At 41.1% G+C, this 19,087-nt stretch carries 17 protein-coding genes; 9 read left to right on the top strand and 8 right to left on the bottom strand.

Features of this window, described 5'->3' with window-relative positions:
• The 5 genes from KK487_RS13910 to KK487_RS13890 all read right to left on the bottom strand — a co-directional run bounded on the left by KK487_RS13910 (position 1) and on the right by KK487_RS13890 (position 3,671).
• Positions 1 to 489, bottom strand: coding sequence for an FKBP-type peptidyl-prolyl cis-trans isomerase (locus tag KK487_RS13910; RefSeq protein WP_008466307.1), 489 nt, complete (start codon positions 487 to 489; stop codon positions 1 to 3).
• 65 nt (positions 490 to 554) lie between these two features.
• Positions 555 to 2,003, bottom strand: a complete 1,449-nt coding sequence (locus KK487_RS13905) for a transglycosylase SLT domain-containing protein (protein ID WP_064664038.1) — start codon at positions 2,001 to 2,003, stop codon at positions 555 to 557.
• Between the two features lie 56 nt (positions 2,004 to 2,059).
• Entirely contained in the window at positions 2,060 to 3,079 is a 1,020-nt protein-coding gene (locus KK487_RS13900; protein WP_138764713.1) for an MBL fold metallo-hydrolase, read from the bottom strand.
• Between the two features lie 56 nt (positions 3,080 to 3,135).
• A complete protein-coding gene (locus KK487_RS13895) occupies positions 3,136 to 3,441 on the bottom strand; it encodes a cell division protein ZapA (protein ID WP_013466007.1) in 306 nt (101 codons plus the stop codon).
• Positions 3,441 to 3,671 carry a hypothetical protein gene (locus KK487_RS13890; protein ID WP_008466311.1) on the bottom strand — a complete coding sequence of 77 codons (231 nt, stop codon included), beginning with the start codon at positions 3,669 to 3,671 and terminating at the stop codon, positions 3,441 to 3,443. The genes KK487_RS13895 and KK487_RS13890 overlap by 1 nt, the downstream gene beginning before the upstream one ends.
• 238 nt (positions 3,672 to 3,909) lie before the next feature.
• On the opposite strand from KK487_RS13890, the gene KK487_RS13885 reads away from it, so the two are divergent.
• Positions 3,910 to 4,749: a 23S rRNA (adenine(2030)-N(6))-methyltransferase RlmJ gene (locus tag KK487_RS13885; protein WP_013466006.1), complete on the top strand. Its 840-nt coding sequence runs from the start codon at positions 3,910 to 3,912 to the stop codon at positions 4,747 to 4,749.
• A 372-nt stretch (positions 4,750 to 5,121) separates the two neighbouring features.
• Here KK487_RS13885 and KK487_RS13880 read toward each other — a convergent pair whose 3' ends face one another.
• On the bottom strand, positions 5,122 to 5,928 hold the full coding sequence (locus KK487_RS13880) for an META domain-containing protein (RefSeq protein ID WP_024601948.1): 807 nt from the start codon (positions 5,926 to 5,928) through the stop codon (positions 5,122 to 5,124).
• A 135-nt stretch (positions 5,929 to 6,063) separates the two neighbouring features.
• A complete protein-coding gene (locus tag KK487_RS13875; protein ID WP_024601949.1) occupies positions 6,064 to 6,630 on the bottom strand; it encodes a PhnA domain-containing protein in 567 nt (188 codons plus the stop codon).
• A gap of 267 nt (positions 6,631 to 6,897) precedes the next feature.
• On the opposite strand from KK487_RS13875, the gene KK487_RS13870 reads away from it, so the two are divergent.
• The 7 genes from KK487_RS13870 (at position 6,898) to KK487_RS13840 (ending at position 15,914) form a co-directional block, all read left to right on the top strand.
• On the top strand, positions 6,898 to 8,172 hold the full coding sequence (locus KK487_RS13870) for an EAL and HDOD domain-containing protein (RefSeq protein ID WP_024601950.1): 1,275 nt from the start codon (positions 6,898 to 6,900) through the stop codon (positions 8,170 to 8,172).
• Between the two features lie 53 nt (positions 8,173 to 8,225).
• On the top strand, positions 8,226 to 8,834 hold the full coding sequence (locus KK487_RS13865; protein WP_036956722.1) for a paraquat-inducible protein A: 609 nt from the start codon (positions 8,226 to 8,228) through the stop codon (positions 8,832 to 8,834).
• 63 nt (positions 8,835 to 8,897) lie between these two features.
• Entirely contained in the window at positions 8,898 to 9,272 is a 375-nt protein-coding gene (locus KK487_RS13860) for a hypothetical protein (RefSeq protein WP_036956721.1), read from the top strand.
• Positions 9,273 to 9,375: 103 nt separating this feature from the next.
• The gene (locus tag KK487_RS13855; protein ID WP_036956720.1) at positions 9,376 to 10,701 is read left to right on the top strand and encodes a TolC family protein; all 1,326 of its coding nucleotides are present in this window, start codon (positions 9,376 to 9,378) and stop codon (positions 10,699 to 10,701) included.
• Positions 10,691 to 12,190: an efflux RND transporter periplasmic adaptor subunit gene (locus KK487_RS13850; RefSeq protein ID WP_036956719.1), complete on the top strand. Its 1,500-nt coding sequence runs from the start codon at positions 10,691 to 10,693 to the stop codon at positions 12,188 to 12,190. The genes KK487_RS13855 and KK487_RS13850 overlap by 11 nt, the downstream gene beginning before the upstream one ends.
• Before the next feature lie 7 nt (positions 12,191 to 12,197).
• On the top strand, positions 12,198 to 15,314 hold the full coding sequence (locus KK487_RS13845) for an efflux RND transporter permease subunit (RefSeq protein ID WP_036956736.1): 3,117 nt from the start codon (positions 12,198 to 12,200) through the stop codon (positions 15,312 to 15,314).
• Between the two features lie 144 nt (positions 15,315 to 15,458).
• The gene (locus tag KK487_RS13840; RefSeq protein WP_036956718.1) at positions 15,459 to 15,914 is read left to right on the top strand and encodes a hypothetical protein; all 456 of its coding nucleotides are present in this window, start codon (positions 15,459 to 15,461) and stop codon (positions 15,912 to 15,914) included.
• Between the two features lie 70 nt (positions 15,915 to 15,984).
• On the opposite strand, the gene KK487_RS13835 is transcribed toward KK487_RS13840, so the two are convergent.
• A complete protein-coding gene (locus tag KK487_RS13835; protein ID WP_013465996.1) occupies positions 15,985 to 16,491 on the bottom strand; it encodes a glycine cleavage system transcriptional repressor in 507 nt (168 codons plus the stop codon).
• 356 nt (positions 16,492 to 16,847) lie between these two features.
• Between KK487_RS13835 and KK487_RS13830 the strand changes: the two genes are divergently transcribed.
• The gene (locus tag KK487_RS13830; RefSeq protein ID WP_036956717.1) at positions 16,848 to 19,082 is read left to right on the top strand and encodes an ABC transporter permease subunit; all 2,235 of its coding nucleotides are present in this window, start codon (positions 16,848 to 16,850) and stop codon (positions 19,080 to 19,082) included.
• Positions 19,083 to 19,087: the final 5 nt, after the last annotated feature.

Below are 19,087 nucleotides of genomic sequence, written 5' to 3'. Positions count from 1 at the left end.
TTAATGTGCGTGGCCGCAACCACCTTCAGCATGAACATGTCCGTGAGAAATCTCTTCGTTTGTTGCTTCTCGAACTGAGACAACCTCAACATCAAAAGTCAGCGTTTTACCAGCAAATGGGTGGTTTAAATCACAATCAGCATTAAAGCGGCCTACTTTTACAATGGTTACTTGGTGGCGACCTTGGTTTGATTGCACCATAGCAGTCATGCCTGGTTTCCATACTTTTACATCACCTTGAAGGTGCTTAAGCGGAATGCGCTGAATTAAGTCATCAACACGCTCACCGTATGATTCACTTGGAGATAACGTAACGCTAAATTTATCACCAGCGGCTTTACCTTCAAGTGCGGTTTCTAAACCTGGAAGCATGCCTTCGCTGCCGTGAATATAACTTAATGGCGCGTCGTTTAGGCTGCTTTCGATTTGTTCACCCGCTTCGCTTAGGGTGTAATGAAATTCAACGGCCGAATTTTTACTGATTTGCATGCTTGTCTCTTTGAGTTTTAAATTAATTAAAGGCAATTTTACGCGAAATACTGCGCTTTAGAAACTTAACGTGGATGATTTAATGTATTTTGTAAGTCGAGTAACAGGTCTTTTTTCGCCGGTGTAGTTTTTGGCGTAGCGGCTTGAGGTATAAATAAAACCAACTGAGTCCCAGGTTTTAATACGCTTGAGGCAGATAATTTATTCCAACGCGCTAAATCGCTATGAGCAACGCCGTATAACTGACTTATATTCCAAAGGTTATCACCGGGTTTTACGTGGTAATCTACCTCGATGGTTGGAATGATTTGCTCTTTTTGTTCTAGATAAGGGCTTATTTTATAGTTAATAGTGAGCGACTCAGGCAAAGTTTGCGGCTCCCCTAAAATAAGCTTTTCGCCAACGCCAATAAAGTTATTTTGCTTATTATTGAGCTGTTTTAATACTTCTAAAGGCAAGCCAAAATGCCTAGCAATACCGTACAGCGTGTCATTTTTCTTAACGATGTATTCGCCTGCAAAATTGGCTTTAAAAAAGCGGTTTTTTAATAAAGCTTGTTGCTCTATAGGTAATAACAGAGTGTGCGGTCCATGGGGAGAGCTTTGATTTTTTAAATAACCCCGATTAAGGGCATGCAGTTGTTTGGCGCCCATGCCAGAGAGCTTGGCCATAACTGAAAAATCAAACTGTTTTGCCACATTTAGCGAGGTAGTCAGTGCTTTATAAGGAAGCTTTGGCCGTTTAAAATTTGCCTTAGGGTGTTTCACTAAATAGCTCAGTGCTAATAGTTTTGGTACATAGTCAGCGGTTTCTTTTGGCAGTGTTAGTGCCCAAAAGTCAGTTGATTTACCTCGTTTTTGATTGCGTTTTATAGCGCGCTTAACTCGGCCTTCACCGGTGTTATAGGCCGCAAGTGCATGTAGCCAATTACCATCAAAACGTTTATGTAAATAGCTCAAGTAATCAAGTGCCGCATCGGTTGAGGCTAATACATCCTGGCGTCCGTCGTACCATTGATCTGATTTAACCCCAAAATGATGCGCGGTTGCTGCAACGAGTTGCCACACTCCCACAGCGTGCTCGCTTGAGCGTGCGGTAGGTCTAAAGCCACTTTCTACAAACGGTAACAAGGCGAGCTCCATCGGCAAGCGCTTTTGCTCAACTTTTTTTACAATATGGTATAAAAAAGGCTCTGCACGTCGAGACACTATTTTTAAATAATTAGGCTGTTTTAAATACCAGTTAATGCGTTTTTTTAACGCTTGATTTTGCTCAACCGGTAAATGTAAGTTATCAGCAATATGTGCCCATAACTCTGTGGGTTGAGCTATTTCAGGGGCTTTGGGGGTGGCTTTTTTATTAATGACTTTGTGAGTGTTTTTAGAGGTCGGCGTATTTGATAATGCCGGTTTTGACTCTACAGGTGTGGGAACTGCAGGCGCAATGATCTCTGGCTGAGTGGTTTTACAGCTGCATAGCAATACAATGGCAAAGCATAAGATCAAGTGACGCATTTTGTTCCTTTTTAAAAAATATATTTCCATATTTTAACACAATCCATTGTGTTCAGTTATTGACTGTTTTTAGCGCGAAGTAATCCCGATTGCAAAAATAAGTGACTTGATTTTATATCAAGTGGTTCTTGTTGATAAGGTTTTAGTGCCTCACTAGGGAAGTTTTTTTGTAATTGCTCAATACTGGCTTCAGGGTTATTTTTAGCATGATCCGTAATCGCTTCTAAAAACGTGAGTGACTGTTTTAGTTTAACTTTATCGACTAAATCGCCATGTCCAGGAATAAAAAGTGACAGCGTATTATTATTTATATATTTTTTTAATAAGCGTTGCCATTGCTTAAGCTCGCCATGCCCAGGGTAGGGTAACCAATCGATGATATCACCACCAATTAAGGTTTTACCTTTGTCGGCAAGTAGTGTTAAATCGCCATTAGTATGTGCCTGATGCGGGTTTATAGTGAGTGTATAGCCACCTAAATCTAACGTTTTAGATTCACTAATACTCATTTTTGGTGGTGTTAATTGATAGTCTTGCCAGCGAAATAAGCGCTTTTTAGCGCGGGTAAGCTTTTCTCGCCATTGAACTTGCTCAGCATCGGGTAAGGTGGCTAATCGTTGATAGCTCAGCTCAATGCTTTTCTCGAATCCCTCTAGCTTGTCTGTTAAGGCTTGCTGGTAAAGCGAAAAGTCGTTAGCGACTTGTTGGTGAGTAATAAGTTTTGCGTCTGGGAAGTAATGCTGCATAACCGCCATCCCCAGTAAGTGATCGTCATGAAAGTGGGTTGCAACTAAATAACACAAAGGCGTCTTTAGACGTTGTTTTAGCTCAGTTACCAGTTGTTCTACCGCCGCAAAGTTACCACTGGCATCAACGAGTAATGCACATTCACTGCCTTCAATTAATACTTGGTTAGAGTCGTAAAAACGAAGTCTTTCAGGTTGCTTAAGAAATTGAATATTAGCTGACAACGGTTGCCACTCAATTGCCGCCTCGCTTTTTGTTTGCATAAACAAGCAAATTAAAGGCAGTAAGCACTTACCTATTTTTTGAGCTTTACTTAAAAATGGTTGCATCTTTATCTCTAGCTGTATTTTTGACGGTAAAAACAATAAAAGCGCAAAATGCGCTTTTATTTAGTGTGCTCAGAGTTCGAGCTTAAGTACTGACTCAATTTATCAATGAGTTGATCTTGATATTCAAGCTCAACTGATTTTTGAGTTTTCGCTTCAAGCAATTCGTGGCTTAAATTTAAGGCAGCCATAAGTAATGCTTTTTGATCATTTCTGACTGTTGAACGTTGTTTCATTTGTTCAACTAAATCATTCAGATTTTTGGCGGCCGCTTTTAGTGCCTCTTCTTGCCCCGCAGGACAAGCAAATTGCTGCTCTTTACCAAGCAATTCAACAGTGACTCGCTGGTTTTGCAGCTCAGACATTAGCTTGCCTGTTGCGCGCTTTGTAATTTATCTAACAATGATGACAAGGTAGTACTTGCATCTTTTTGTTTTTCTTCATTTTCAAGGGCTTCTAACTGCAATAACTCATTTTCATCAAGTAGCTTGCTGTTTTGCTCTTTAAGCTCTGAAATATCAGTTTGTAACTGATTATTACGGGTAATTAGTTGGTCGATCAGTTGTTCGAGTTGTTGAAGAGTGTTGTTGTTCATAAATGCGCTCATATAACTGTAATTAATGTCATGCAAATGTAAAGCAAAGTGTGTTTATTTGCCAGCATTTACGCTGGTTTTAGGTGATTTTTATTCTATGTTAAGGGATAATTCACGCTATTGGCTTTTTCATTCAGAAGCGGTTCACGTAAACCCCCGCTTTTGCTGGTATCGATTGTCAAAGTAGTGTGCTTATGGTTCACTGATTTTATTAAATAGCGTATGGTGAAAATAAATAATGCTTAGTTACAGACACTCCTTTCATGCGGGTAACCCTGCCGATGTACTTAAACATTTAGTGTTAGCGCAAGTACTGGGTTATCAAACAATTAAAGATAAGCCGCTTGACTATATTGATACGCATTCGGGGGCTGGTTTTTTTGAGCTTGCTGCACCTGACGCGCAAAAAACCCAAGAGTACCAAGATGGCATTGAAAAACTGTGGCAACATACTAGCCAACACAGTGCCTTAAATGACTACATTGAACTAATAAAATCATTTAATGAGAGCGCATCGCTGGCGTTTTACCCAGGCTCACCAAAAATAGCCGAGCACTTTTTACGCCGTCAAGATAAGGGCTGGTTTTTTGAGCTGCATCCGCGAGATTTAGTCTTACTTGAAGAAAACATGCAAGGTAAGCGTTCTATTCGTGTACGCGGCGAAAATGGGTTTGCAGGCTTAATTGGTTTGTTACCGCCAGCTTCGCGCAGAGCCTGTGTGTTAATAGACCCACCTTATGAAATAAAAGACGATTACAATACGGTAGTACAAACCATTGTTAAAGCACATCAACGCTTTGCAACAGGGACTTACATGATCTGGTATCCGGTTGTGGACAGAGAACGTATTGATAATATGGAGCAGGGTTTAATTGACGCGGGCATTAAAAATATTCAATTATTTGAATTAGGTACTGAAGCAGATACAGAAGTACATGGTATGACCGCCTCTGGAATGATAGTGATAAATCCACCCTGGAAGCTGAAACAAACTATGGATGACGTGTTACCTGAACTAGTAAGCTTGTTGAGTAAGCCAAGTGGCTTTTATCGCAGCGAGCAGTTAGTTGCCGAATAAAAATAAATAAGCCTAGGGTCTGTTGACCTTTGCGGATTAAAATTTGTTCAAACTAGGGGCGGTTTAATCGCGGCGCGAGGTTTGTAACCTAGTGGGCTAAGTAAAAACCGAGCAAAGCTTCCGCGTCCTGCTCACGCCCCTTACCTACATCCATGTAGGCAACAAAGAGTAAATCAGAACCCTTCGGGCAGCGCCTGTTTGGCATTGATGCTGCGTTATCGCCTATTTATGGGGAATAACCACACCACATAGGCTCTGCCTTGCCTAAATACCAAACAGACTGCTGCAAATTTAACCTTGAAAGATCAACAGACCCTAGTTTAACTGGGCTTTATACTGATATGCTTAGATGCGGAGTATTGTTACGCTTAATTAAAAGTAAACAGCGTTAAAGGTTGCAAGTTGCTTGCCTGCCTCATTTTGTAATACTAATTTTTCACCGTTAATTTGCCATTGCGTTGCTGCTTGCAGCACACCCGCCATGGCGCTTTCTTGTTCCATATTTTCATGACACATTTTTTGCGTGGTTGCTAACTGCGTAAAAGTAACCGTTTGCTTCGATACTTCATAACCGCCATTAAAGTTATTGCACCCTAAAAAACCGTGCACAGTGTTGTCACTATTAAATTGAATAAATGGCTCTTTAGTATTCACTTCAACGGGATTGCCATCGATTAAAACGGCTTTGAAGTAGGTATTTACTAAGTCAACGTCTGGCTTTGACGCTACTTTTGAAACAATAATTTCTAAAGGCTTTGATGAGGCCGTATTAGCAAAAGGCGAGTTACTTGTTGTGCTGGTGTATAGTAAGTTTCCTTGATTATTAATGGTTGCGCGCACGCTGTAGCGATGGGCTGGATCAATTTTTTCAAGGTTGTATTCAAGCTCTACTTTATACGGCGGTGCGCCTACTAAATCAATTACCTGCTCAGAAATAACGGTTGCTGCCACATCCATTTTTGACACATCAACCAAGGTAACGGTTAGCTGTGAATTAGGCGCTAATAGGCTGCGATCTAGGTAGCTAACTTGTACTGGTAGAGAGGCTGTTGTTTGTTTCACAGCGCTATTTTGCTGTGCGGTGTCATCGTTACATGCGCTAAGCATAAGTGTGCCACTTGCTAAAAAACATAGGCCTGCAACCGACTTTAAGATTGAGTTTGGCTTTGGTGAGAACATAACAGTTCCTAGATATAATTACGGATATAAACAGTAGTTTACGGCTAAGTTACTTAATCATCGCTTAACTTGTAAATACAGCCAATACAGAAAGTTGAGATATAAAAAAAGACGCTAGGCGCCTTGATTCGTTACTTATTTTTTAACGTATTTAGTTAAAATTACAATACGTTGTCCATCAACACGCCCTTCAATATGTTCTGGGTTGCTGGTTAAGCCAATATTGCGCACAGCAGTACCGCGCTTTGCAGTTAAGCTGCTACCTTTCACATCTAAGTCTTTTATTAAGGTGACGGTATCGCCAGCTTGTAGCACTACGCCATTACTATCAATGTGTTTAATATCATCATCTTCAGCAAGCGCTTGCTGAGCCCATGTTAATGTGTCTTCTTCAAGGTAAATCATATCAAGTGCGTCTTGTGCCCAGCCATTATCGGCTGCTAGTCGTGTCAGCATGCGATAAGCAACAACTTGTACCGCCGGTGTTTGGCTCCACATGCTGTCATTTAAACAATGCCAATGAGTAGGAGTTAAATCGCGGGTGCCCTCAATTTGATCTTTACATGTTTGACAGGTGTAAATGCATTTATCTGAATGAGCTTCGGTAACTGGAGGTACTTCGTATACAGTTAAGTTATCTGTTGCTGCGCAGAGTTCACATTGGTTGTTGCTACGCTCTATTAAGGCTTGTTCAATGCTCATATTAGGGGCTCTTGTGAGTTTATAAAAAATTTATAATCGCATTATACCTTATAACCATAACCTTTGGGTATGCTCAGAGCGGCTGATAGCAGCAAAACCTTATAAAAAATAAGGTTAATAAAGGTTTTTATTTTAAGAATATAAATTTAGGCTTAGTCGCTTGTTTTTTATTCGAATTAAAATTGCAGCAAGTCTTTAAAGTTTCACTATACTGGTTAGGTATAACAATAAAAATAACGCTTACATCACTGCAAAACAGGAAGGGTAATGCCAAATAATCCAGACGTAAAAAATTCATCTATTTTGGTCACTCAATATATTGCTAGGCAACCCATTTTTCATGCTGATAGAAGCATTTTTGCCTTTGAGTTACTTTATCGCGATTCAGTTAATAATGCCTTTCCTGCGGGAACAACCGACGGGCAGGCCACTGGGCGACTTTTTTTTAATGCGTTAATGCTGGTTGGGGTGGAAAAGCTGGCGCTTAATCAGACCGTGTTTATAAACCTATCTAGCGAAGGGCTTTTAGAGGATTTACCTACATTATTGCAGCCTGAAAATACTGTAATTGAAATTGTTGAGCGTACTGAAAATATCGAGCTTGTTACTCAACGAGTAACTGAGCTAAAAAAAGCAGGGTATGTATTTGCGTTAGATGATTATGACGCGCATGAAAAATGGCAACCTTTGCTCAGTTTGGTTGATTATATAAAGCTTGAAGTAGAAGAGCCTATAATAAAAACCACCATGCTACTTAAAAAGCTCAAACGCAATCACCCTGAGGTTAAAATAGTGGTAGAGCGAATTGAAACCTATGACGAATTTAGGCAGCTTAAAGAAGCTGGATGCGATTACTTTCAAGGATTCTTTTTTGCACGGCCAGAAATGCTCAGTTACGGTAATGTTGAGCCGTTAAAAATGGCGGTTTTTGATTTATTGCGCTGCACATCTCGTCCTGACTTGGATTTTAACGAAATTAATCAACGTATTTCTAAAGATGTGGGTTTAACCGCACGTGTTCTCAAACTAGTTAATGCCCGCTCTGCTAATAAAAATTTAGTGATTACGTCAATTCCACAAGCGGTTGTGTATTTAGGGGAAGATTCTATTAGAAAGTTTGTACGAGTACTGGCGCTGAGCGAACTTGGCTCAGACAAACCTAGTGAGCTTACTCGTTTAGGTTTATGTAGAGCGCAGTTTATGCAATTGATTTTAGAGCCCGGCGGAAAGATTATTGCAGAGCAAGGCTATTTAGTCGGCTTGATGTCGGTGCTTGATGCTATTTTAGATATGGAACTGGAAGCTATTGCCAAAGAGTTTAGTTTAGGGGCTGAGTTATCTGGTGCACTTTTAAGTTTTGATGGCATGATGGGGAACTCATTACATTTAATAAAAGCAGTAGAAGAAGATAACTGGCAATTGGCTAAAAAGTTGCTAGAGACTATTCGCCCTGCATCAGATATAGAGCTGGTGTATACAGCCATGTTAGATGCGCGCCAATATGCGGATGAGTTATTAGCCACCATTATTGAACAAGACTAACGCAAAACGTTTGGGTATGATTGGCACATATTGATTTTACTTAGTATTACACCATGCGTTTACTTTTACCTATCACGACTATTTTAATTGCCTTAGCTTTATTGATCCCCGGGGTGACCCAGCCGGTGTTGAGTATGGAAGGCAAAATTGATAAATCTAAACTTGCTCAAGCCGGTATTGAAATGCTGGCAGATGAAGGAAATCAAAACACCCGTAATATGCTAATGATGATCTCGAGTATGTTGGGATTAGACAAACTTGAAGGCGAGATCAGCGCTTATCAAAAAACGCGTAGTATTTGGGGCACCGTTAACGAACTGGCCGATAACAAAAACTACTTAGTGGCGATATTAGTGGCGTTTTTTTCAATAGTGATCCCAACAATTAAGCTGCTGCTTCAATTGTTTTATTGTGCACTGAAGGAGACTTCGTTTAAGTACAAGCTTGGTAAAGTGATAATTGGCTTAAGTAAATGGAGTATGGTGGATGTGTTTGTTATTGCATTAATCGTGGCTTACATGGCTGGTAATGCAAACGCGAACTCAGAAGACTTACTTAATATGCATGCTGAGTTTGGTACTGGTTTTTGGTATTTTACCGGCTATTGCCTGTTCGCCATTGCGGCTAGTAGCTTGATAAAGCCAATGGTAAAAACCAGTTAATGATTGAGTTTTAAAGCCAGTTACCATAAACTTTTAGCGTCTATTTACTTTTAGGTTATTTCATTGCAACGTATTTACTGTATTTTAATCACGCTAACTTTGTTACTCACTTTTGTGGGTCAAGCTGTTGCGTCTGTATCTATGGTATGTGATGTGCCGCATATGAACATGGCAACCCATGCATCGATGCAGCATAGTGAAATGGCAATGAGTGACGACGCTGATACAACAACCATGTCTATGGATTGCTGTAGTGAGCAAAGCACGTTAACCCAAGATTGCAGTTGCCCAATGAGTGCTTGTAATTCGCATTCGGCCTTGCATGTAAACTCGCTATTTATAGCTTCCAAATTACCCTCTGAAAAAGTGCACCTTGCTGTCATGCAGCGCCAACCTAATTTTGCACGATCTCTTTATCGTCCTCCTATGCATGCATAACCGCAGGATAGGTGTGTTTAAAATCTAGTCATTTAGCTTTTTGTCATCTATCTGCTTAAAAAATTAATCGTTTTTTATTTTTTAATTTTAAGTGGAGCAAGTGATGAATCACTTCGCAGTATTAAAAGCTGTTTTTGTGAGCAGCTTATTGAGCATTAGTCTCTCTGTACACAGTGCTAAACTGAGTTTAAATGAGGCAATTAACTATGCCTTAAACCATGAGCCTTGGCTTAAAGCCAGCAAACAAAAACAAACATCAATTGAAGCAAAAAGTATTGCCGCAGGTACCTTACCTGATCCGGTACTCACGCTAGGGTTAATGAACTTACCAACCAATGGTTTTGCTTTTGATCAAGAGAATATGACCCAATTTAAAGTAGGAATTAGCCAATCGTTAAGCCGAGGCGATAGTTTAGCATTGCAGCAAAAAGCACTGTCTCAGTCGGCTGCGGCAGAGCCTTGGCTTCGTAAAGATAGACTCGCGCAGGTAAAAACCACAGTGACCGAGTCATGGCTCAACGCTTACAGAGCGCAGCGAACTATTGCACTTATTGAGCAGGACAAAGCCTTGTTTACTCAGTTAATCGATATTACCGAATCAAGTTATGTAAGCTCGGTGGGTAAAACACGCCAACAAGATATTATTCGTGCGCAATTAGAGCTAACCCGCCTTGAAGATAAACTAATGCAACTTGATCAACAGCTACAAGGTGCTAAAAAGCGGTTAACACAATGGTTGCCCATCGACATGCTAAGCCAGCCTGTTGGTGATGACTTTTCAGCGCTTGCAGCGTTAAAAAACTACACGGAATTAGAGTTTCAGCAATTAATGGCATTGCTATTAAAGCACCCCGCTATTATGGCGATTGATAATGCAATAGAGGCAAAGCAAACTCAAATAAGTGTGGCTGAGCAAGGCTATAAACCGCAAATTGGTGTGAATATGGGATATGGTTATCGCGATGATATGCCAATGGGTGGCTCACGAGCCGACCTTTTCTCTGTAGGAGTGAGTATAGATTTACCGCTATTTACCGACAATCGCCAAGATCAACTCGTTAATGCCGCGATTGCTGATAGCGAAGAGGCAAAAACACAAAAATTAATTGCCCTTAAAAAGCTACAAGGAATGTACTTTAAGGAAGTCAGCCAACTAACACGATTAAGTCAGCGAGCAGCGCTCTATAAAACTAAATTATTGCCGCAAATGGCCGAGCAATCCCAAGCGACCCTTAATGCTTATACTCGCGATGATGGTAATTTTTCGGATGTGATGCAAGCGCGGATCAGCGAATTAAATGCCAAAATAGACGCACTTAATATTCATGTTGATCAAAAAATTATTATTGCACGGTTAAATTATTACGCCAGTGCTGATGACGCCAGCTTAAAAAACTTATCACAGCAGGAGCTAACCTATGAATACTAATTTAAAATTGTCATTGGTGGCTATATGCAGTGCAGCGCTGACGGCCGGGGTGTTATTGAGCTTGCCAGCTGAGCACACTATGCCAAGCAATGACAAAACCAGTAGTAAAAAAGAGCCGCTTTATTGGGTGGCACCAATGGACAGTAATTATCGTCGTGATGAACCGGGTTTATCACCTATGGGTATGGATTTAGTGCCTGTTTATGAAGAGTCAGACAGTGGCGCCAATGAAGGCCCCGGCAGTGTTAAAATTTCACCTACCGTGATCAACAACTTAGGTGTACGCACGGCACCGGTGGAGTTTGCAGCGCTGGAAAATGAAGTCAACACGGTAGGCTATGTACAGTATAACCAAGACCAGCTCATTCATATTCATCCGCGGGTAGAGGGCTGGGTAGAGACATTATATGTGAAGGCCGCAGGCGATCAGGTTAAACAAGATGAGCCACTTTATACCTTGTATTCACCGCAATTAGTCAATGCCCAAGAAGAGTTTGTTTTAGCGTTAAAGCGCAATAATCCGGTGTTAATTCGTGCGGCTAAAGCACGTTTAAAATCGCTTAATGTGTCTGAGGGTTTTATTTCACGCTTACAAAAAAGTCAACAAGTGCTACAAAATATTACTTTTTATTCCCGCCAAGGTGGCGTTGTTGATGAGCTTAATATTCGTGAAGGATTTTATGTTAAACCTGATACCTCAATGATGAGTATTGCTCAGCTTGATGAAGTGTGGGTTGAGGCTGAGGTATTTGAACGCCAAGCTGAGCTGATCCGTGTTGGCTTACCGGTAACCATGACACTCGATTATTTAAGTGGTCAACGTTGGCAAGGGCAAGTGGATTATATTTACCCTACTTTAGATGCTAAAAATCGTACTTTACGAGTGCGTTTGCGCTTTAATAACGAAGGTCATCAGTTAAAACCAAATATGTTTGCGCAAGTGAGTATTCATAGCCAAAAAGCTGAAAAGCAGTTAATTGTGCCTAAAGAGGCGGTTATTCGCACTGGTAGCCAAAACCGCATTGTAATTGCGCTTGGGGAGGGGCGTTTTAAATCGGTTGAAGTAACCTTAGGGCGAAGCGATACGACTCATACTGAGATTTTATCGGGTGTTTTGGCTGAAGATGAAGTGGTTACTTCTGCGCAGTTTTTAATTGATTCAGAGTCGAGTAAAAGCTCTGACTTTAAGCGTATGCAAGCCCCTTCGCACAGCACCATGGCAATGAGTGATAGTGACCCAAGCATGGCTACTGTGAATGGGGTTATCAACAGCATTGACCCTAGCACGCGGGTTATGAATATTAGCCGTGAAGCGATTGAAAAGTGGGGGCGCGGACCTGCAACTATGGACTTTGTGTTAGCAAAAAATGTAACGATTGAGGCGTTTAAGCTAAATGATGAAGTTACATTTACCTTTAGTATTGAGCAAGGTGAGTTTGTGATCCATACAATGACTTCTGTGCATGCTATGCACAGTCAGCACGAGTAGAGTGGTTATGATTACTGCAATTATTCGCTGGTCTGTTGTTAATCGTTTTTTTGTACTGTTACTGACCGCTATATTGATTGGTGGCGGCTTGTATGCTGTAAAAAACACCCCAGTAGATGCCTTACCCGATTTATCTGATGTACAGGTTATTGTTAAAACATCTTACCCTGGGCAAGCGCCGCAAGTAGTGCAAGATCAGGTCACATTTCCTATAACCACGGCGATGTTATCGGTACCAGGGGCGCAAACAGTACGCGGTTTTTCGTTTTTTGGTGACTCCTACGTGTACGTTATTTTTGACGAAGACACCGATTTATACTGGGCACGAAGTCGTGTTCAAGAATATTTAAGTCAAGTATCTGCGCGTTTACCTAATACGGCAATTGCAGAGCTAGGCCCGGATGCCACAGGAGTTGGTTGGGTGTATTTATATGCACTCACTGATACCACAGGTAAGCACGATATTAGCCAGCTACGCAGTTTACAAGATTGGTTTTTAAAGTTTGAACTGCAAACTGTGCCCGGTGTATCCGAAGTAGCATCGGTAGGTGGCATGGTGAAACAATACCAAGTTAACGTACAGCCCGATAAGTTACGTGCCTATGGTATTCCGCTAAGCCTTATTCAAACTGCCATTAAGCAAGGCAACCAAGAAATGGGGGCATCAGTTGTTGAAATGGCAGAAGCCGAATACATGGTTACCAGCACTGGCTATGTAAAAAGTGTGGCTGATTTAGAAGCGATTCCTCTAGGTATAAACGCTAACGGTACTGCACTACAGTTACGTGATGTTGCTAATGTGCGTTTAGGTCCTCAAATGCGCCGTGGTGTTGCCGAGCTTAACGGCGAAGGCGAGGTGGCTGGTGGCGTAGTAGTGATGCGCTTTGGTGAAAACGCGCAAAAAACTATAGAGCTCGTCAAAGCTAAATTGGAGTCACTTAAAAAAGGCCTGCCTGAGGGGGTTGAAATTGTACCTGTGTACGATCGCTCTCATTTAATAAAAGACGCAGTTGATAACCTCACCTCTAAATTGATGGAAGAGCTGATTGTAGTTGCTTTAGTGTGTGTGGTGTTTTTATTCCATGTACGCTCATCGCTGGTGGCTATTATTACCTTGCCCTTAGGCATACTCACCGCTTTTATTATTATGTATTGGCAGGGAATTAACGCCAATATCATGTCATTAGGCGGGATTGCTATTGCGATTGGTGCTATGACTGATGGTGCGATTGTGATGATTGAAAACATGCACAAGCATATGGAGAAAAAACCGCTAACAGATGAAAACCGTTGGCAAGTGGTGATTGACTCTGCCAGTGAAGTTGGGCCTGCGTTATTTTTTAGCTTATTAATCATTACCGTGAGCTTTATGCCGGTATTTATTTTAGAAGCTCAGGAAGGACGAATGTTTGCGCCATTAGCGTACACAAAAACCTATGCAATGGCAGCTTCTGCTGGATTAGCAATTACCTTAGTACCCGTACTGATGGGGTACTTTATTCGCGGTAAAGTGATATCTGAAAATAAAAACCCAGTTAACCGTTTATTGGTAAATAGTTATAAGCCGCTGTTAAATATAGTATTAAAATCCCCCAAAAGCACCTTGTTAGTGGCACTGATTATTACTTTAGTGGGCTTTTATCCGGTTAATAAAATAGGCAGTGAGTTTATTCCACCTCTTGATGAGGGGGATTTAATGTATATGCCAACCACTTACCCAGGGATTTCTATTGGTAAAGCGCGCGAGCTATTACAGCAAACCGATAAGCTGATTGCCACTGTGCCCGAGGTGAAAACCGTATTTGGTAAAATTGGACGAGCGGAAACGGCAACCGATCCGGCACCACTGACCATGATTGAAACCTTTATACAGTTTAAGCCTAAAGATCAGTGGCGCGAGGGCATGACCACCGAAAAGCTCAAACAAGAGCTGGATGCTTTAGTAAAATTTCCAGGACTCACAAACGCTTGGGTAATGCCAATTAAAACGCGAATAGATATGCTGGCTACAGGGATTAAAACCCCAGTGGGTATAAAAGTCGCGGGGCCTAATTTGAATGAAATTCAAAAAATTGGCCAACAAATAGAAGTGCTGCTTAAAGATCTTCCAGGTACCGCATCGGTTTACTCAGAGCGAGTAGCGGGTGGGCGTTATATCAAGGTCGATATTAACCGCGAAAAAGCAGCGCGTTATAGTTTAAATATTGCAGATGTGCAGCAAGTGGTCGCAACCGCTATTGGCGGGATGAACGTGACTGAAACGGTTGAGGGTCAAGAGCGCTACCCGGTTAATATTCGTTATCCGCAAGCGTATCGTGATTCACCAGAGGAGTTAATGCTGCTGCCTATTGTAACCCCTGCTGGGCAACGCATTGCACTTGCCGACGTGGCTGATGTATACATTAGCGATGGCCCTCCTGGCATAAAAAGTGAAAATGCCCGTTTAAATGGTTGGAGCTTTATTGATATTAAAGATACTGACATTGGCAGCTACGTAGAAAGTGCTCAGCAGTTACTAAACGAGCAGCTAATTTTACCCGCAGGGTATTCTATAACTTGGGCAGGGCAATATGAATACATGGAGCGCGCTAAGGCGAAACTGAGTTATGTGTTGCCGTTAACCTTAGCCATTATTGTGGTACTGCTTTACCTGAATTTTAGAAGCTTCACTGAAGTATTTATTATTATGGCGACATTACCACTGGCGATGATAGGGGGTATTTGGCTCATGTATTTAGAAGGCTTTAATTTCTCTGTTGCTGTGGGGGTCGGCTTTATTGCCCTTGCTGGGGTGGCCGTAGAAATAGGCGTTATTATGTTGGTGTATTTAAACCAAGCCTATAAAGCGCAAGTAGAGGCCGCCGCTCAATTAGGAAAAAGCATGAGTATTGAGCAGCTTAAGCACGCCATATTAGAAGGCGCCGGTTTGCGCGTTCGCCCGGTAATGATGACGGTAGCAACCATAGTGATTGGCCTGTTACCTGTTTTATATGGCACAGGCACGGGGAGTGAAGTAATGAGTCGAATAGCCGCCCCCATGGTTGGCGGTATGTTTAGCGCCATTGTTTTAACATTGCTGGTGTTACCCGCGGTGTATTTATTATGGCGAAAGCGAAACCTATAATTTTTACACTGGTTGTGTAACTTGTACTGTAAAAAATCAGTACAAGTTACCCATCCTTACTTTACCTACTGATTTTATTGTGTTTTTTATTGGCATGATTCACGCATCTATTTAATCATTAGGGTTAAATAGTAAGGAACGCACATGCAAGTTAAAACAATCCAAGAAGTGTTCGATTGGACCGTTCAATTTCACACACAAATGGCCGCTAATTTTTTTAGTGTAAAGGACCTACTCGGGGAGCATAACAAACAGCTAATTGATTATTGTGTTGAGTATGAAAAAAAGCTCGCTGAGGATTTAATTGGCTTTAAAGCCATCACGCAAATAAACACATTAGATACGTATTGTTATGAATATTTTTCAGAGCACTCAGAAATTATTAACTTTACTGATTTAGATCGCAGTAACCAGTTAGATGAGCAAGTAATTCAAGAGTATTTATCTCAGCAGCATCAAAAAGTATTGAACGCATATAGTTATTTGGCTGATAAAGCACAATCACCTGAGGCTCAAGAAAAACTAAGTGAGCTGTTGCAACTTGAAGAGCAAGGATTAAAGCAAATGATACAAAGCATTAATCGTTATGCAGATATGTAGCAACAAGTGTTACGCATAAAAAAGGCGCTGTAATAAGCGCCTTTTTCGTATTTAAAATAATAGAGCACATTTAACTTTGCTCTACATCAACCACTAAGTCACTCGTAATCGACTCAAGAGCGTTAATTACTTCGTCTTTGTTAAGCCCATTAGGCAGGCTAACGGTGGCAACGGCACTAAAAATTGGCACCCCCCAGTTTGGCGCACTTTGCTGCCTTGAGTTTAAGTTCGTAATATTAGCGCCTTTATGACGAATAACACTTGCCAACTCCTGGACTATACCGGGGCGATCGTTCCCGGTGATCACAAAATTAAGCTGCTCGAGTTCAACAGGCTCAATTTCGGTGTTGCCTTTTTCAATACGGACATCTAATTTAGGAAGCCCATTAAGCGCATCTTGAAATGCCTGTAAATGCTCTTCAGCCACCTCAACTTGTATAATGCCAGCAAAGTGGCCAAGCAAATGACTTAAATTACTGCTTAACCAATTACCGTGGTTTTCCAATATAACCGATGAAATACTTTCTACTAAACCGGGGCGATCTTCCCCTAAAATGGTTATTACCAACTGCTTCATAATAGTTCTCTTTTTAAGCCCAAATGAAAAAATAAATGCATAGGCATTAAGTGATGCGATCTAATGTATGTGATTCTTAATGTATGTAAAAGCTAACCACAAAAGGATTGTTATATCTTAATAGGTTACTTTATTATTGTTATATTAGATGCCCATTGAGTATTGTCTTGGATAAATAGTTTGTCCAATTAATAATTGATTTAGTTTATTAATAACACATAAATAAATACAATTATTTAATAAAACAATACTTTAATATTATTTTGTGGTTCCAGTAAAGAATTATTACGACTGTAACATTACTGTCACTTTGATGAAATATAATGCGCCCAACGTTAAGATATAAGGGTGTTTTGATGACTTCAAATCCGAATAAACCGACTTTTAATACGGATCGAAGCCGTCTATTTAAAGACCGGTTTGCTAAGTTTGGCATAACCGCAGGCGGTATAATGGTATTAATAGCACTGCTATTGATCTTTTTTTACCTTCTTTATGTAGTGCAGCCTATTTTCGAGTCAGCTAAAGTTGAAAAGCGCGCTAGCTTTAATGTTGCTAATGCTGAGCAAATAGTTGGGCTTGGTGTTGAAGAACAAACTGAGGTTGCTTACTTACTTGATAATCAAGGTCTAGTTAACTTCTATAGTGTTGATAAAGCAAACTTTGGTAAAAAACTAAAAACACTTAATGCCACTTTACCTGCGAAGGTAACCAGCTTTGCAAATAGTGCTCCTTTTCAAGGTCATTATGCGTATGGCTTAGAAAATGGCACCGTGACTATTGTTGCGCCTAAGTTTTTAGTCACCTTCCCTAATAATGAACGTAAATTAAGCCCGCGTTTAGGTTATCCATTGGGTGAGATGGCGTTAGAAGTTGATGAACAAGGTGCTGCTATTAAGCGTTTTGCCTTTAGCCATTATGAGGACAAAACAGCCGTTGTGGCACTTACCGCCGATAAACGTGTGGTATTTAGCAGCTTTGTAGCCGAAGAAAATATGTTTACCGGTGAAGTCGAATGGCAAGTTGAACGTACCGAATTGAACGTTGATGGTCGCGTAGATGAGTTATTAATGTCGCCGGATACCACCCGCACATTTGTTCGCTCTGCTAATCAAATTTACGTATTCGATACTCGCTACCCAAGTGAAGTAGAGCAAATCCAATTATTATCTGCCAACGAAGAAAACGCTAATATTGTGTCATCACAATTATTAGCTGGTGCTAACTCCCTGATGCTGGCCAATGATAATGGTGAAATATCGCAGTGGTTTGAAGTAAACACTGACTCAGGTCGCGAGTTTCAAAAAATTCGTTCGTTTGAAACCACCAAGCAAAGTAAGTTAAATATTTTTACTGAGTTTTACCGTCGCACCTTTTTTACAACCGGTCAAAATGGTGAGCTAGGTGTTTATTACACAACCAGTGAAGCAAAGTTGTGGCAAGGTAAAGTCAGTGAAGGTGCAATTGAACAGTTTGCTATTGCTCCGCGTTCAAATGCCGCGCTGATTTTGGCTGATAACAAGCTAACGGTATTAGAAATTCATAACGAACACCCAGAAGTAACGTGGTCAGCGCTTTGGCAAGAAGTATGGTACGAGGGTTACCCTGAGCCGGGTTATATTTGGCAATCAACGTCTGCAAGTGATGATTTTGAATCTAAGTTCTCACTGGTACCAATTTCATTTGGTACTTTAAAGGCTGCTATGTATGCAATGTTATTTGCTGTGCCTATTGCTATTTCAGCCGCTATTTACACCGCTTACTTTATGTCGAGCGAATTACGTCGAGTGGTTAAGCCGACCGTTGAAATAATGGAAGCTTTGCCAACGGTAATACTCGGCTTTTTAGCTGGCTTGTGGTTAGCGCCTTTAATTGAAGAGCACTTGCCGGCTATTGTTGGTTTACTGGTGTTACTGCCATTGGGTATTTTAGCAACCGCTTTAGGCTGGAATAAATTACCTGCGGTTATTCGCCATAAAATCCCTGAAGGCTCACATTCAATTTTATTAATACCTGTGGTGTTATTTATTGGTTGGTTGTCATTTGCGATGAGCGAAAGTATTGAGTTATGGATGTTTGATGGCAATGTGCGTCAATACCTAACCAATGAATTAGGCATGACCTTCGATCAGCGTAATTCATTAGTAGTGGGTATCGCGATGGGCTTTGCGGTTATTCCAACTATTTTCTCAATTGCCGAAGATGCGGTATTTAGTGTGCCTAAACATTTATCAAATGGCTCGTTAGCATTAGGTGCTACGCAGTGGCAAACGCTAATTCGCGTGGTGTTACTTACGGCTAGCCCAGGTATTTTCTCTGCGGTCATGATGGGGTTAGGTCGCGCCGTAGGCGAAACCATGATTGTACTGATGGCAACCGGTAATACGCCGATTATGGATTGGAGTATTTTCCAAGGTATGCGTACCTTAGCCGCTAATATTGCCGTCGAAATGCCAGAGTCGGAAGTGGGGAGTTCGCATTACCGAATTCTATTCTTAGCCGCCTTTGTATTATTCATATTTACCTTTATTTTCAACACCGTTGCTGAATTTGTTCGTCAGCAGCTGCGTGAAAAATATAGCTCAATGTAAGTGGA

Origin of the sequence: Pseudoalteromonas sp. SiA1, from assembly GCF_018732205.1 — a bacterium.
GTDB lineage: Bacteria > Pseudomonadota > Gammaproteobacteria > Enterobacterales > Alteromonadaceae > Pseudoalteromonas > Pseudoalteromonas tetraodonis.
This window is presented reverse-complemented; position numbering and strand designations above follow the sequence as displayed.

What these genes read in the sequence shown, in the direction of transcription:
- KK487_RS13910 (WP_008466307.1), bottom strand. Translation starts at nt 489, where the DNA reads ATGCAAATCAGTAAAAATTCGGCCGTTGAATTTCATTACACCCTAAGC.
- KK487_RS13905 (WP_064664038.1), bottom strand. Translation starts at nt 2,003, where the DNA reads ATGCGTCACTTGATCTTATGCTTTGCCATTGTATTGCTATGCAGCTGT.
- KK487_RS13900 (WP_138764713.1), bottom strand. Translation starts at nt 3,079, where the DNA reads ATGCAACCATTTTTAAGTAAAGCTCAAAAAATAGGTAAGTGCTTACTG.
- KK487_RS13895 (WP_013466007.1), bottom strand. Translation starts at nt 3,441, where the DNA reads ATGTCTGAGCTGCAAAACCAGCGAGTCACTGTTGAATTGCTTGGTAAA.
- KK487_RS13890 (WP_008466311.1), bottom strand. Translation starts at nt 3,671, where the DNA reads ATGAACAACAACACTCTTCAACAACTCGAACAACTGATCGACCAACTA.
- KK487_RS13885 (WP_013466006.1), top strand. Translation starts at nt 3,910, where the DNA reads ATGCTTAGTTACAGACACTCCTTTCATGCGGGTAACCCTGCCGATGTA.
- KK487_RS13880 (WP_024601948.1), bottom strand. Translation starts at nt 5,928, where the DNA reads ATGTTCTCACCAAAGCCAAACTCAATCTTAAAGTCGGTTGCAGGCCTA.
- KK487_RS13875 (WP_024601949.1), bottom strand. Translation starts at nt 6,630, where the DNA reads ATGAGCATTGAACAAGCCTTAATAGAGCGTAGCAACAACCAATGTGAA.
- KK487_RS13870 (WP_024601950.1), top strand. Translation starts at nt 6,898, where the DNA reads ATGCCAAATAATCCAGACGTAAAAAATTCATCTATTTTGGTCACTCAA.
- KK487_RS13865 (WP_036956722.1), top strand. Translation starts at nt 8,226, where the DNA reads ATGCGTTTACTTTTACCTATCACGACTATTTTAATTGCCTTAGCTTTA.
- KK487_RS13855 (WP_036956720.1), top strand. Translation starts at nt 9,376, where the DNA reads ATGAATCACTTCGCAGTATTAAAAGCTGTTTTTGTGAGCAGCTTATTG.
- KK487_RS13850 (WP_036956719.1), top strand. Translation starts at nt 10,691, where the DNA reads ATGAATACTAATTTAAAATTGTCATTGGTGGCTATATGCAGTGCAGCG.
- KK487_RS13845 (WP_036956736.1), top strand. Translation starts at nt 12,198, where the DNA reads ATGATTACTGCAATTATTCGCTGGTCTGTTGTTAATCGTTTTTTTGTA.
- KK487_RS13840 (WP_036956718.1), top strand. Translation starts at nt 15,459, where the DNA reads ATGCAAGTTAAAACAATCCAAGAAGTGTTCGATTGGACCGTTCAATTT.
- KK487_RS13835 (WP_013465996.1), bottom strand. Translation starts at nt 16,491, where the DNA reads ATGAAGCAGTTGGTAATAACCATTTTAGGGGAAGATCGCCCCGGTTTA.
- KK487_RS13830 (WP_036956717.1), top strand. Translation starts at nt 16,848, where the DNA reads ATGACTTCAAATCCGAATAAACCGACTTTTAATACGGATCGAAGCCGT.